This is a genomic window from Pelosinus baikalensis (assembly GCF_020819555.1).
Classification (GTDB): domain Bacteria; phylum Bacillota; class Negativicutes; order DSM-13327; family DSM-13327; genus Pelosinus; species Pelosinus baikalensis.
In genome coordinates this window covers 88837-102892 of record NZ_JAJHJB010000019.1, presented here as the reverse complement: position 1 = coordinate 102892, position 14056 = coordinate 88837, and the positions used below count along the sequence as shown (strand labels likewise).

The following is a 14056-nucleotide window of genomic DNA, read 5'->3' as shown; positions in this document are numbered from 1 at the left end:
CCGCACATCTGGCTTATTTTAACCTTACTTACATTGTTTAGTTTTCAAGGAACACGTTGCCGCTTGTGGCGACTCACTTATAATATCATAAATAATTCATACATGTCAATACTTTTTATTTATCTTTTTTATATTTTTATTGTTTTTAATTAAATACATTGTAATGCTAGTAATTGGCTTACAATGCTGTAATGTTTTTTCATTATATGCAATTATAAATCGGGAAGCAAACAAACCTTGTTGCTTCCCCACAGTTAGGCAACAAACAACTTAAACAAAATAAGTAATATTACCCCTGGAAGTCCTAGAAACCCTGCCACTAATGCCGTAATTGGATTAATTGCAATTGTAAATCCTATATGCAGCCCCACAAAATTCAATGCCCACAACATGGCACCACCAATTAAACCATTATATATCAAGCGAAAAATTAATTTGATAGGCATTAAGAACATTCGCCCCACAACATATAATAGAATAATGCCAAAAACATATGCCAGAATTACATTAAATTCTCCAAATCCACCAAGCATAGCACACCCTCCCCCTCTTACTGTTTCTTTTCACACGTCTTAAACTCTTTACTAACACCTTATTATAACTTATAATCCCACTCTCTTCTATCTCTCGTTCTCACCTTTCTTCTAATATATATTTGTAATACAATATATTGTCATTCTGGTCCAAGTATGATAAAGAAGAGGTGATTTTACTTTCCCTTCACGAAGAAGGACCAGAGTGAAGACTCTGGTCTTTTTAAGAATGAATTTTTATTGTTTTTTGTACTCATCACTATCAGCAACAGTATAAGGAGAGCGTACAATACCTTCTTGACGAGCTTTTTTTAATAGGTATACATATTTCTTTTCAGCTGCCTGCATTAAATAAACAGCATGGTCAACCAAATCTTGATCAGAAACACTATTATAATAATGCTGGGCATTTAACCATTCTTGCCTGGCTTCTTCCACCACAATGGATAAAGAGGGCAAGGGTTTGGCATCCAAATTTTCGTTACCATAAATATAATCTTGTATTTTCTGTAATGCTTCTATTATATTCATAATTCCCCTCCTGTCTTACGGTTATTTTTACCAAAAACAGGAGTATTTAAACATTACATTTCTCGGCGATTTTCCATAGCCTTGGACAAAGTCACTTCATCAGCATACTCCAAATCGCCACCTACTGGCAATCCATGAGCAATTCGGGTGACTTTTATCCCTAGAGGTTTTAATAGCCTCGCAATATACATTGCTGTAGCCTCACCTTCTACATCCGGATTGGTTGCCATAATCACTTCTTGGATCTCTCCCTCTCCAATACGTGTTAGCAATTCCTTTATTCTAATATCATTAGGTCCAACCCCTTCTAAAGGAGATAACTGTCCATGCAATACATGATACCTGCCGCGATATTCTCGCGTACGTTCCACAGCAGCTACATCCCGCGGTTCTTCCATCACGCACACGATGCTGACGTCCCGTCCAGCATCCCGACAAATAGAACAAGGATTACAATCTGTTAAATTAAAACAAACATCACAATAACCAATTTTCTCTTTGGCCTCTATAATCGCCTGAGCTAAGCTTTCTGCTCGAGATTTATCCATCTCTAAAACATGATACGCTAAACGTGCAGCTGATTTAGAACCGATTCCCGGCAGTGCGCGAAACTGCTCTATCAATTTCGCCAATGGTGCTATATATTGCATCGTTTAAAATAAACCAGAAGGCAGATTCATACCACCAGTGAGTTTTCCCATTTCTTGAGCCATCATATCGTCGACTTTTTTAATAGCCTCATTGACGGCTGCTGTCACCAAGTCTTCCAGCATCTCCATGTCTTCTGCATCCACTACGCTGGGATCAATTTTCAAAGATTGAATTTGTTTTTCACCAGTAATAACTACTTTTATTGCGCCGCCACCTGCGGTAGCTTCCAAGGTACGCGTTTTAAGTTCTTCTTGCATTTTACTCATTTCACCTTGCAGCTTTTGCATTTTCTTCATCATACCAGCCATGTTTCCCATATTCCCAAACATATCTTAATCCCCCTTGTATTCTTCTTTTTTTATAACCTTACCACCAAACATATGTATAGCCTGACGCAAAGCCGGGTGAACTTCTTCTTCCAGCGGCGGTGCAGTCGTGACCGGCTTCTCCTTAGGCGGTAGAGCAGCTGCCTTTGGGGCTACCGCTGCACTTCCCAGTATACAACAAAGTTGCACTGTTTTTCCACAAAATTGGGTTAATACTTTTTCTATCATAATTCGATAATCTTCTTTTTCAGTACGTTCCTTAGGAAAAGCAGCTGCAAACTGCACAATAGCCTGTTTATCATCCAAGCTTATCAATTTCCCTTGAGAAACACAGGCATGTACAGAACGCTTACCACTTGCCACCAATTCTTTAAGGACATTGTCCCAAATCTCTTTTACATCGCTTGATGACGAGCTGCTACTCACAACGGGTTCTGTCTGTGGTTGCTCATGGGATATTTCCTGCTTTACCTCAACTTTTTCTATCGACTTTGGACTCACGGGTTGAACAACAACCGGCTTTACCGGGGTAGGGGGACGCACAGTTTCTACTTGTTTTATAATTGGGGGCTCTATTCGTGGGAAGGACTGCCCCGATACTTTCTCTTCTAATATTGCTATTCGTTCCAGCAAGTTCGCCATATCTGCTTGTGCTGAACGACGGCAAAGGGACAACAGGGTCATCTCTGCTGTAATTCGAGGCTCAGGCGCCCATTTTGCATCATTGGCACCTTCATTTAATATCTTGATCATATCAATTAATTCATCATGCTTAAACTGTTCTCCATGCTTGGCTAATACATTTCGATCATCTCCATATAATTCAATGCTATCAATATCAGGAGCAGCTTTGAATAGCATGATACTTCTCATATATAAAGCCACTTCTAAGAGTATCTGACGTACTTCTTTACCTAGTGCAATTAATTCTCCTAATGCCATCAATACCGCTTTAAAATCACGTTCCGCCAACGCTTCGGTAATACTCCATACCCACTCATGGCCGATAAGACCTAATAATTGTCGAACCTTCTCTGCAGTAATTATCCCATTTTCCATGGTAGTACATTGGTCAAGAATACTTAGAGCATCCCGAAGCCCTCCATCTGCATGAGAAGCAATCAACTTTAATGCATCTGGTGCTACATTTAGCCCTTCGTGCTGAACAACTGCAGTTAAGCGACCTTCTATTGCTTCAGCATCGATACGTCTAAAATCATAACGTTGACAACGCGAATGAATTGTCGCTGGAATTTTATGCGCTTCCGTCGTGGCCAGAATAAACACTACATGGGCAGGCGGTTCTTCTAATGTCTTTAATAGTGCATTAAACGCCTCAGTTGTTAACATATGTACTTCATCGATGATATATACCTTATACCGACCATCTACAGGCGCAAACTTAACAGTCTCCCGAAGTTCGCGAATTTCATCAATCCCCCGATTAGAGGCAGCATCAATTTCAAATACATCCATAGAGGTTCCAGTATTAATCGACTGACAATTTAAGCACACATTACAAGGCTCAGGTGTCGGACCATGTATGCAATTCAAAGATTTCGCCAAAATCTTGGCAGTACTTGTTTTTCCTGTACCTCGTGGTCCCGAAAATAAATAAGCATGGGCAATTTTCCCCGATACAATTGCATTTTTCAAAGTAACACTAATATGCTTTTGTCCTACTAGATTTTCAAAATCCTGTGGGCGCCACTGGCGGTACAACGCAACATAAGCCATCTACCCAACACCTCCTTACAACATTTATGGTATTCTACACGAAAGTAGCTTTCCCTTTTTCTTTGATGAGCAAACTACAGTTAGGCTCGCTTTTCTATCGTTGTAAAGTCAAGAGCGGCTAACACTCTGATCATTTCTTCCATAGAATACACTAAGAAGCAACCAGAAATCTGGTTGCTTCTTAGGTTGCATTCATCATTTTAGCGTCGGGCCACAACAAAAGTCAGGCAACCTCACGGCACATAAAAATTATCACTTACCGCTGCTTCCTTCCGGATCTGACGGGGTTCATGAGTTCCCATTGCGTAAGACCCAACTTTTGCTGTGGCCCCACTCTAAAATAAATAAATGGCTAAAATATTAAATTTTACGCCAACAACTATCAGTACTTACTGACATCCCTATTAAAATTTTATGGCGGAGAGAGAGGGATTCGAACCCTCGGTACAGTTTCCCGTACACACGCTTTCCAGGCGTGCTCCTTCAACCGCTCGGACATCTCTCCAAGGTGTTTACACCAGTCAAATTTATATTACTTGACTGCAAGAAATATAATATCATTTCTCAACAATATTGTCAACAAGAATATGTAAGGATTAAAATCCCAATGGATGGTATTACTCTTAGTAGTGTATTGTAGACCCCTAGGAGCCTACTATACACTATTTTTACAAAGAGAATTCAACTCATTTTACTCAGCCTTCATTTTTTCCAATTACGTTGAATTTCAGCTATTTCTTCATATTCCTTTTGCAGGTTCCAGTATATTCTTTCATAAATACCAAAGAGTTTCTGGTAAATTTCTTTATTGTCTTCATTAGGATTGTACGTTTCTTTTATTGTAATAAACTTTTCCACTTCTTTAAGGTCACCAATTATGCCTAAAGCATACATACCCAAAACTGCAGCACCAAAAGCTGATCCTTCTGGTTCTCCGGGAACATGAATGGTTCGGCCAAAAACATCTGCCATGATCTGAACCCATACTTTTGAACGAGTAAAGCTACCCCCAACCCGGATTTCATTTACTGCTCCTGCAACTTCTTCTAAGGATTTAAAAATACTAAACATCCCATAAATAATTCCTTCTAGCGTTGCTCGAATCAAGTGGCGTTTACCATGATTAAGGTTAAGACCAAATAATACTCCTCGAGAATTGGCATTGTAATAAGGTGCCCGTTCTCCAGAGAAATGAGGCAACATAATTAAACCCTCACAACCCGCAGGCTTTTGCTCTGCATAGCGACCTAAAATTTCATAAGTATCAAGCCCTAAATTTGCAGCAACACGCTGTTCTGTTGTCGCAAATTTATCCCGAGCCCACCGAAATGCTACACCACCGTTGCTAAGTGCACCACCTAAAACCCAGGTATCACCAGCTAAATTATAGCACCAGGTGCGTTGTTTTTCATCAGCCTGTGGTTTGTTAGTGATCATCCGTACAGCACCACTAGTACCAATCATAGCTGTAACTTGACCAGGATTGACAGCACCTGAACCTAAGGTAGATAAAACCCCATCACTAGCGCCCAAAATGATAGCAGTATCTGGTGCTAAACCTAGCATAGCAGCAATCTCCGGTTTGATACTCCTTTCAATATGAGTGGTAGGCAGTATCTCTGATAATTTATCTGCTGTAATTCCTACCATATCAAGTAAGTCTTTATCCCACGTGCGAGCATGAATATTGTAAACAGCCGTAGCAGATGCAATGGATTCATCTACCAGATATTTGCCTAGTAAGTGATGACAGATATATTCTTTAATTCCAATAAACTTAACCGCACGAGAAAAAATCTCCGCTCTTTCATTTTTTAACCAAATCATTTTAAACAAAGGATACATAGGATGAATTGGGCAACCCGTTTTAAAATATATAGAGTCGGCATCATGAGATGCTTTTATTTTTTCAATGTAGTCCTGCCCACGGGAATCAGCCCATGTTTGCATACGATCTAGAGGATGACCAGCAGCATCTACAGGAATCATGCTATGCATAACAGAACTAAAACATACTCCTGCAATATCATGGGGAGCTAATCTTGCCTCAGCGATAACTTCTTTTAATACGACTAACACCCCTTGCAATATCTCTTCTGCATCTTGTTCAGCCCAGGCAGCTTGTGGTGTATATAATGGATATTCTACAGATTTACTGCCAACCGTCGTACCATCTTGCTGATATATAACGGCTCGGCAACCGGTTGTGCCAATATCTACACCAATAATCTTTTGTGTATTCATATTAACAACCTCCCCTTTTATAACACATTTATCTTCTATATAGTAGTAGTAGAAAGAAATGATCCAAACTAATGGTTTGATCATTTCTTTCTTGTTCATGTACAATCACTTAAAGAGTAACACAAGCAATCAATCTTGCCTTTTTATACTTTAGAAAACCACGAGCAGTAGTACCCTTTTCCAAATAAATATCAGCAAAAGTTGACAGCAGCATTAAAAATACGGGAAAAAGAATCGTAATGATCGTAATGCCAAACCCAGGTAACTCCTCATCAGTACGACCAATTTTTACGTATTTGTCATGCTTTGAGGCGGCGCAATTTTTATCTTTTTACTAATAAACGTAGCAAAAACAGGCCCAGCTAAGATAGCCGTTGGCAAACCAACAATAAAAGCAACAAACATCATTGCCCAATGCACATTTTTCTCACCAAAGCGATTAATCAGCGTACGTGCTACCCGTTCAGCAGCACCCGATTCTTCCATTAACTTACCAAGCATGGTTCCCAAGCCTAATACAATTGCAATGAATCTTAATGTATTACCCAGACCAGCCTGGATAGATGCAACGATTTTATCAAGAAGCATTCCCGTAGATAATCCAACGAAAAAGGAAACAATCATCAAGGATATAAATACCTTTAGCTGATAATTTCATATATGGGACCACTACTATAATGGGAAAATTCAAACTTCTATAAAAAGGCTTGATTCATCTCTTAAGTCCACCGAATCTTAGTCATATAGCTGCCGGACTTAGTCCTTCGCGGGCCCTCATTTTTAACTTGATAGAAGAAGTGGGCCACGAGGTAGACATCAGATAATATATCTTCTGAAATTCATTATCTGAATTTATGTAATTGTTGAAAAATATTTTCACTTATTATAATATACTCTTTTTTGGGGAAAGGCAATATCTCAAAAAAAATTCTGCAAGTTTTTATTAAAAGAATTACTATACCAAATAGCAAACTTGCATGGTTTTAAGGTGTCTGATACAATATTGATACATAAAAATCCAATTTTCTCTTCTCACAAAGGTTGGAGGTTAAGAAATGGAAAGAACGGAAAGCACCTTGAATTCATGCTTACCGCGTATACGCAGTGGTTTTAATGATTTAACTAAGACCGAACAAAAAACTGCAACTTATATTCTGGAAAATCCTTCTGAAGTCATACATATGACCATCACGGAATTAGCGGAAGCTGCGAAGAATGCAGAAGCAACTGTTTTTCGTCTTTGCAAAAAATTAGGTTTTTCGGGGTACCAAGAATTGAAGATTGCCCTTGCCGGGGATTTATATACTCCCTTAGAATCCGTCTATAAAGAAGTTGATCCTACCGATTCCATCAGAAATATGACTAACAAGATTTTCTTAGGCATAAATGAAGGTCTGCAAGATACCCTTAAGATCATTGACGAAGAAGCAATTGAAAATGCGATCCAAGCGATCACCAACACACGTCGGATTGATGTTTACGGCTCAGGCGGATCGGCAGTAATCGCTTCCGACATTGAGCACCGTTTTATGCGCTTTGGTATTTCCGTAAGGGCTTACTCTGACCCACATCTACAAATCGCATCAGCCACTTTGCTCCAACCTGGTGATTTAGTTATTGCGGTATCTCATACTGGCGCTAATCGTGATATACTAGATGCTGTTGCTATGGCAAAAAGCAATCATGTTACCACCATTGCAATTACTAGTTATATACGATCACCTCTCAGCCAATTGGCCGATATTTCACTTCATGGTATGGGCAGAGAAATCAATTACCGTTCAGAAGCTATGGCCTCACGCTTAATTCACCTGGCCATTGTCGATGTTTTATACATTGGATCGCTTCTCCGCCAACAGGATACAATCATCGAAAATATGAACAAGGTACGTAAGTCAATTGCCAAACGTAAAATATAATACAGCATTCTCAGCCGATCTAGGAAAAGCTTCGACTTGTAAAAAGAAGTTGCAGACCAGAGTGGCAATAAGATAAAAGGAACCATAAAGAGTCATTTGCAAGCGAAATTATTTTTTTTATCTTTGCTACTAACTATCTAAGCTGAAATCAATAGTATCTATTCCAATCATCAATAATTATGAAAAATCTCCAATTCATCTCATTGCTAAAGATGGATTGGAGGTTTTCGTCTTTTTTGCATACGATGCAATTTTAAAATTGGTATATCCATTATAAGTCTGTCAGAAAAGAGTAGCTGAAGATATGCCTGCTACTCTTTGATGTGAGAAATATATGCCTGATCAGCATGAACTTGCGAATAACTTGGAGGTATTTCTTCAAAATCGACGATGAAAAGTTCAGGCGTTTTTATTAGATCAAGTTCAACAATTCGATCGATGTCCTGCTCATCTTGACTGGACGTAATGCGGACAACTGGCGTAGTTTTATTCTTTAGATCAACACCAAGAATTACACCACTTTGCTGATTGTTTAGCCGCACCGTCTTTCCAATCGGATAGATGGCAACATTCTGGTTAAACTTGTCAACAATGACCGGATTAAAATACTCTCCTGCAGCTTTACTTAAAATCGCAGCTGCATAATACACAGGCGTCGGCAGGCGATGTGGCATCCCCACGATCAAACGCTCATAGACATCAGCAATACTAATAATTTGGGCATATTCAGAAATAGAGTCCCCTTTAAGACCCATGGGGTAACCACTGCCATTCCAGCGTTCGTGATGCTGAAAGCAGGCGTTAAGAACATTGACAGATACTGTATTATTTCTCCGCAGGATCTCCAAAGAGTAAAACGGATGCCGCTTGTACTCTTCTTTTTCACGTCTTGTCAAATAACCGGGAAACTGCCGTGCTACGTTCTTTGAAAATTTTATTTTGCCAACATCATGAAGTATCGCAGCGAGCCCCAGCTCATCTAACTGTTTAGCATCATATCCCATAGCAATACCCGTCATAATTGACAAAATGCAAGTATTGACGGCATGAGAGAACATATACCCCTTTTTACGGCGTATATCCAGAAGGTTCATCATGTTCTCCGGCTTCTCGCCGAGCTGATTAATCCATTCACTGACAAGGCTTTTTACTTTATTGAGGTTTACGCCTTTGCCTACACTAAAGTGATGAATTGCATCTCGCGCAGCACCAATGGCTTCCTTTTTGTATTTAGAACCATAAAAATCTTCCTCCAGGGCGATGATCTCTTGAATTTGCGGTTCACCTACAAAGAGAGAGGTGAAGCCTTTATTTCGAAGATACTCAATGTACCGTTCCTTCATAACGATGCCCTCATGGAGCAAAACTGTACCATCAGCTGACATGAGCGGTTTTGATAAGTACATGCCTGGCTGAATTTCATCTATCGTTACACTTTGTATAAGAATCCTCCTCCTACGATAAACATGTTACCTGTTAATTCTACTAGTTATATCGGAAGATAAAGCAAAATACTTAAAACATCTGAATAAGCAAATAGAAAAAAATGTACCTGAACAATCGAGACTCTAGCTCTATTGCTCAGGTACATTTTTTACTGGGCAGTTAATACACAACCGTGCAGCGATGAATGAACCAATTATAGTAATCCGTAAGCTTTCATTTCAGTGCGAAGAAGCTCAAGGTTATTCTCGCTGATTTCTGTCAGTGGCATACGACAGTGACCAGCTTTAAAGCCCAGTAAATTTACAGCAGCTTTAATAGGAATCGGGTTGACTTCGCTGAATAATGCTTTTATGAGATTCAATGTTTGAAGTTGCAGTTTGATAGCACCCTTGCTGTCACCTTGGAAAAAACGCTCAACCATATTGTGAGTATCCTGGGGAATAATATTTGCCATAACAGAAATGACGCCTTTGCCACCTAGTGACAACATGGGCAATACAGTATTATCATCACCAGAATATACTGCAAAATCTTCTCCACATAAATTTACTACATCTCCTACTTGCCCAAGGTTGCATTCTTTAATGGCGATAATATTATCAACTTGTGATAATGCCTTTACGGTCTCAGGATTAATATTCAAATTGGTTCTGCTAGGCACATTATACAAGACCATGGGTATCTTTACGTTATTGGCAATGACTTTAAAATGTTCATATAAACCTTTTTGCGTAGCTTTATTGTAATATGGGGTGACTGATAAAATACCATCAGCACCAACTTCTTCCGCCGCTTTCGATAATTCGATGGCATGGCGGGTATCATTGCTGCCTGTACCAGCTATGACTGGTACGCGTTTGTTGATTGCTTCTACCGCAAATTTGATAACGGCAATATGCTCATCATCCGGCATAGTAGAAGCCTCTCCTGTGGTTCCACAGATTACAATGGCATCAGAGCCACCTTTAATCTGGAACTCAATCAGCTCTTTTAAGGTTTGATAATTAACACCATTGTCAGTAAAGGGAGTTACAATCGCTACTGCTGATCCGATAAATAATGGTTTTTTCATAAAGTTAGCCGCCTTTTACTCATATTTATTATATGAAAATCATTAATAGTATAATTATAGCCGATAATCAGGCAAAAAGGAATTGAAGAGTCTCTTTCTAAACATAAAATTTAATCCATTCATAACATGAACATAATATACACTCACATAAAAGCTGATATGCTTGTAGTAGATGTTAAGCAAGAAGTGCAGGTGATTCGTATGTCTGACAAATCCACTACTATTTTCTTCTTATTATTTGCAATTCTATTTATTTTGATGTACTTGTATCAATTTAGTATTCTTTCCGAGTATCGTGAATTATTTGATCTCCCTTTATCATAGCATTGTTGATACAACTTTTACATTTCGTCTGCCTTATATAAGGCAGACGTTTTTTTGAATGTACATGTATCAATTCGCAAGTAGCCGCATAGAATACTGTATTGTTTCAACTTGCTTTGAGGAGGTATACTATGTTAGTTCTTTTATATGGATTGGCAGTAATTGGTGCAGTCACTTTAGGAGTATTGGTGCATATGTTTGCTAGAATACCACAATAGCTGGATATAACGTAACAATGCTAAGAAGCAACTATTCTACCTTACATCGGGAGAGAAAAAAATAAATCCTGAGGAAATTCAGCATTAGAATTTCCTCAGGATTTTTGCTGCTTACAATGAACACCTCATGTAATCTTAGATTGTCAATTTACCATTCCGTCTGAATGCTCAAATCAGCCTTTTGCTGGGCTTCACCTATTTTGAATAATTTATATAGAAGAAAAAGACCACCATACCAGACAGGAGCAACATATAAACCAACTAAATTATCATGATCGTACCCCATACCCAGTGTTACTGCAAGCATAAATGCCCCTACTGCATAATTGGCATATGGGTAGCACGGCATAGGATATTTCAGATTGGCAATTGCCTCGCTGCTTAGACTTTTGCGCCATTTGAACTGAATATACATAATTAAAGACCAAGTCCACATGCAGCCTGTTGTCGTAATCGCAGACATATAATAAAAGACGCTGTCAGGAGACGCATAGTTCAAGTAGACACCAATTAGACAAACCCCACTGGAGACTAATATACCATTGGCGGGAACCTGATTAGCAGAGAGTTTACCTAAAAATGCGGGAGCTTCGTTCCTTAAAGCCAGACCGTATAGCATACGTCCGCAAACATACATACCACTATTTAAGCAAGAAGCAGCAGAAGAAATAATGACAATGTTTATAATGGACGCCGCATAGGGAATACCTGCTTTCTCAAATATCATTACAAAAGGACTCACACCTTTCGGCAGCGTCTCATAAGGAAATATTGATAGTATGGCTACCATTGAACCAACATAAAACACCAGGACCCGCCAGAATACCTTATCAATGGCGGATTTAAGAGAGGCTTCCGGGTCAGCGGCTTCACCTGCGGTGATACCGATAAGTTCCACTCCTGAATAAGCAAATACGACCATAACCAAAGCCATGGATACACCCGTCCAGCCAAAGGGCATAAAGCCACCATGAGTCCACAAGTTGGAAAAGCCAATTGCCACACCATCATTACCAAATCCAAAGAGTATCATTGCAAAACCAACAAGGAGCATGGCTATAATCGTCACAACTTTAATCAGTGCAAACCAGAATTCAAACTCACCATAGTATTTAACAGAAACTAGGTTAATGGCAAGAATTACAGCCAGGCAAATGAGTGCCGGAATCCATTGCTGTATATCCGGTGCCCAATATTTCATATACATGCCTACTGCCGAAATTTCACACATAGCTAACACGACCCATTGATACCAGTAGGTCCATCCAGTAATAAAGGATACTAATGGTCCGCAAAAAGCTCGTGCGTAACCAGCAAATGATGCAGCAACAGGATGTTCTACAGCAACCTCACCAAGGGCACGCAGTACGAAATACATGACGATACCCCCAAGAGCATAGGCTAAAGTAAGGGCTGGACCTGCCATCTTACTTGCTTGAGCAGAACCCATAAATAGTGCAACACCAATAACACCACCAATGGCAATTAATTGAATATGCCTATTTTTGAGATCCTTTTTTAAGTTTTCTTTCTCTAAATGTAAGAATTGTTCTTTCATATCGGTTCGCCTCCTTTTTTTATATAAAAAGGCGCTCATCAACAACCTTACCAGTTGCCGACAAGCGCCTTTGCTTGCAAATATGCTGTTATACTAGCCTTCTTTCGCCGCCTTTAAGATACTTTGCTCTAAAACAGTAAGTCCACGATCCAGCTGTTCATCCGTAACCACTAGAGGGATCAATAAACGAATTACGTTACTAAAAATTCCAGCACTGATTAACATTACCCCTTGCTCCAAGCAATATTTCACAACCTTACTCGTAATTTCCTTGGCTGGTTCTTTCGTTTGCCGATCTTTAACCAGCTCAATCCCAATCATCGCACCGACGCCTCTCACATCACCAACAACAGTGCATCTTTCCTGCAATGCTTTCAGTCTCTTCATCGTTGTGCTGCCTATTTGTGCAGCCCGACTACAGAGGTTGTTATCCTCAATAAACTTTATGGTTTCTAAACCAGCCGCACAAGCTAAGGGATTCCCACCATAGGTCCCGCCAATATTTCCAGCATCAGGTGCATCCATGTATTCAGCCTTTCCAGTAATAGCACTGAGAGGCATACCGGCAGCAATGGATTTTGCCGTAGTCATTATGTCAGGTTCCACTCCCCAGTTTTCAATGGCAAACATTTTTCCAGTACGGCCAAACCCTGTTTGTACCTCATCTGCAATAAACAAGATTCCTTTACTTTCACAAATCGCCTTAAGACCTGGCAAGAATTCTGGCGGCGGTACAATAAAACCACCTTCGCCCTGCACCGGTTCAATAATCATAGCGGCAATATGCTCCGCATCAATTTCCGCCGTAAAAAACCGTTCAAAATTTTCTAGACAGTGCATACCACAGCCTGGATAGGTGGAACGATAATGACAGCGATAGCAGTAAGCGGAAGGCACCTTGTAAGTTTCTGGGGCAAAAGGTCCAAAACCATATTTATAGGGCTTCACCTTGCTAGTAAGACTCATGGTCATAAATGTACGCCCATGGAATGCGCCTTCGAAAGAAATAATTCCTGTTCTTTTTGTAGCATGGCGAGCAATTTTGACCGCATTTTCCACGGCTTCCGCACCACTGTTGGCAAACATGGTCTTTTTCAAAGACCCGCCCGGCATCAAGGAATTCATTTTTTCTGCCAACTCTACATATGGTTCATACATAGCGATAGCAAAGAACGAATGAAGTAATTGCTCTGCTTGTTTTTGTATGGCCTTCACCACAGGTTCTGGGCAATGCCCAACATTTAAAACCCCTACACCTGCATAAAAATCAAGAAATTCTCTACCCTCTACATCGGTAATCACCGCTCCGCTGGCTTTCTCTACAAAAACACCTGTGGAATTGGCTATTCCCCTCGCAACTGCATTGTTTTTTCTCTGAATCAATTTTTCTGTCTTAGTTTCTGCAATACTCATTGTAAAGCCCCCTAGCATTAAAAATTAAGGCACTGAATATATCTCATCAGATATACATTCAGCGCCATTGCTAAATACATCACT

General features: G+C 39.7%; 13 protein-coding genes, 1 tRNA gene and 1 other RNA gene. 1 reads left to right on the top strand and 14 read right to left on the bottom strand.

Going from position 1 to position 14056, the window contains the following annotated elements; translation table 11 throughout:
* Positions 1–254: 254 nt before the first annotated feature.
* The 10 genes from LMF89_RS14430 to LMF89_RS14385 all read right to left on the bottom strand — a co-directional run bounded on the left by LMF89_RS14430 (position 255) and on the right by LMF89_RS14385 (position 6646).
* Positions 255–533, bottom strand: coding sequence for a pro-sigmaK processing inhibitor BofA family protein (locus LMF89_RS14430; RefSeq protein WP_007955186.1), 279 nt, complete (start codon positions 531–533; stop codon positions 255–257).
* 237 nt (positions 534–770) lie between these two features.
* Complete coding sequence (locus tag LMF89_RS14425; RefSeq protein ID WP_007955185.1) at positions 771–1064, bottom strand: DUF2508 family protein; 294 nt, start codon at positions 1062–1064, stop codon at positions 771–773.
* A gap of 53 nt (positions 1065–1117) precedes the next feature.
* Complete coding sequence (gene recR, locus LMF89_RS14420) at positions 1118–1714, bottom strand: recombination mediator RecR (protein WP_007955184.1); 597 nt, start codon at positions 1712–1714, stop codon at positions 1118–1120.
* A 3-nt stretch (positions 1715–1717) separates the two neighbouring features.
* Positions 1718–2044, bottom strand: a complete 327-nt coding sequence (locus tag LMF89_RS14415; RefSeq protein WP_007935593.1) for a YbaB/EbfC family nucleoid-associated protein — start codon at positions 2042–2044, stop codon at positions 1718–1720.
* A gap of 3 nt (positions 2045–2047) precedes the next feature.
* Positions 2048–3778 carry a DNA polymerase III subunit gamma/tau gene (dnaX, locus tag LMF89_RS14410; RefSeq protein WP_229535701.1) on the bottom strand — a complete coding sequence of 577 codons (1731 nt, stop codon included), beginning with the start codon at positions 3776–3778 and terminating at the stop codon, positions 2048–2050.
* Between the two features lie 172 nt (positions 3779–3950).
* An RNA gene (gene ffs, locus LMF89_RS14405) (signal recognition particle sRNA large type) lies at positions 3951–4159 on the bottom strand.
* A 34-nt stretch (positions 4160–4193) separates the two neighbouring features.
* A tRNA-Ser gene (locus LMF89_RS14400) sits at positions 4194–4283 on the bottom strand.
* 197 nt (positions 4284–4480) lie between these two features.
* Positions 4481–6022 carry a gluconokinase gene (locus LMF89_RS14395; RefSeq protein WP_229535700.1) on the bottom strand — a complete coding sequence of 514 codons (1542 nt, stop codon included), beginning with the start codon at positions 6020–6022 and terminating at the stop codon, positions 4481–4483.
* 109 nt (positions 6023–6131) lie between these two features.
* Positions 6132–6257, bottom strand: a complete 126-nt coding sequence (locus LMF89_RS14390; protein WP_229535704.1) for a hypothetical protein — start codon at positions 6255–6257, stop codon at positions 6132–6134.
* Positions 6258–6310: 53 nt separating this feature from the next.
* Entirely contained in the window at positions 6311–6646 is a 336-nt protein-coding gene (locus LMF89_RS14385) for a GntT/GntP/DsdX family permease (RefSeq protein WP_229535703.1), read from the bottom strand.
* Positions 6647–7077: 431 nt separating this feature from the next.
* On the opposite strand from LMF89_RS14385, the gene LMF89_RS14380 reads away from it, so the two are divergent.
* Complete coding sequence (locus tag LMF89_RS14380) at positions 7078–7941, top strand: MurR/RpiR family transcriptional regulator (RefSeq protein ID WP_007955171.1); 864 nt, start codon at positions 7078–7080, stop codon at positions 7939–7941.
* Between the two features lie 311 nt (positions 7942–8252).
* Here LMF89_RS14380 and LMF89_RS14375 read toward each other — a convergent pair whose 3' ends face one another.
* From LMF89_RS14375 to gabT, 4 genes are all read right to left on the bottom strand, one after another.
* Positions 8253–9284 (bottom strand): HD-GYP domain-containing protein, encoded by a 1032-nt coding sequence (locus tag LMF89_RS14375; protein ID WP_229535699.1) that lies wholly within the window; start codon positions 9282–9284, stop codon positions 8253–8255.
* Positions 9285–9580: 296 nt separating this feature from the next.
* The gene (gene dapA, locus LMF89_RS14370) at positions 9581–10459 is read right to left on the bottom strand and encodes a 4-hydroxy-tetrahydrodipicolinate synthase (RefSeq protein WP_229535698.1); all 879 of its coding nucleotides are present in this window, start codon (positions 10457–10459) and stop codon (positions 9581–9583) included.
* Between the two features lie 690 nt (positions 10460–11149).
* Entirely contained in the window at positions 11150–12559 is a 1410-nt protein-coding gene (locus LMF89_RS14365; protein WP_229535697.1) for an amino acid permease, read from the bottom strand.
* 93 nt (positions 12560–12652) lie between these two features.
* On the bottom strand, positions 12653–13972 hold the full coding sequence (gabT, locus tag LMF89_RS14360; RefSeq protein ID WP_229535696.1) for a 4-aminobutyrate--2-oxoglutarate transaminase: 1320 nt from the start codon (positions 13970–13972) through the stop codon (positions 12653–12655).
* Positions 13973–14056: the final 84 nt, after the last annotated feature.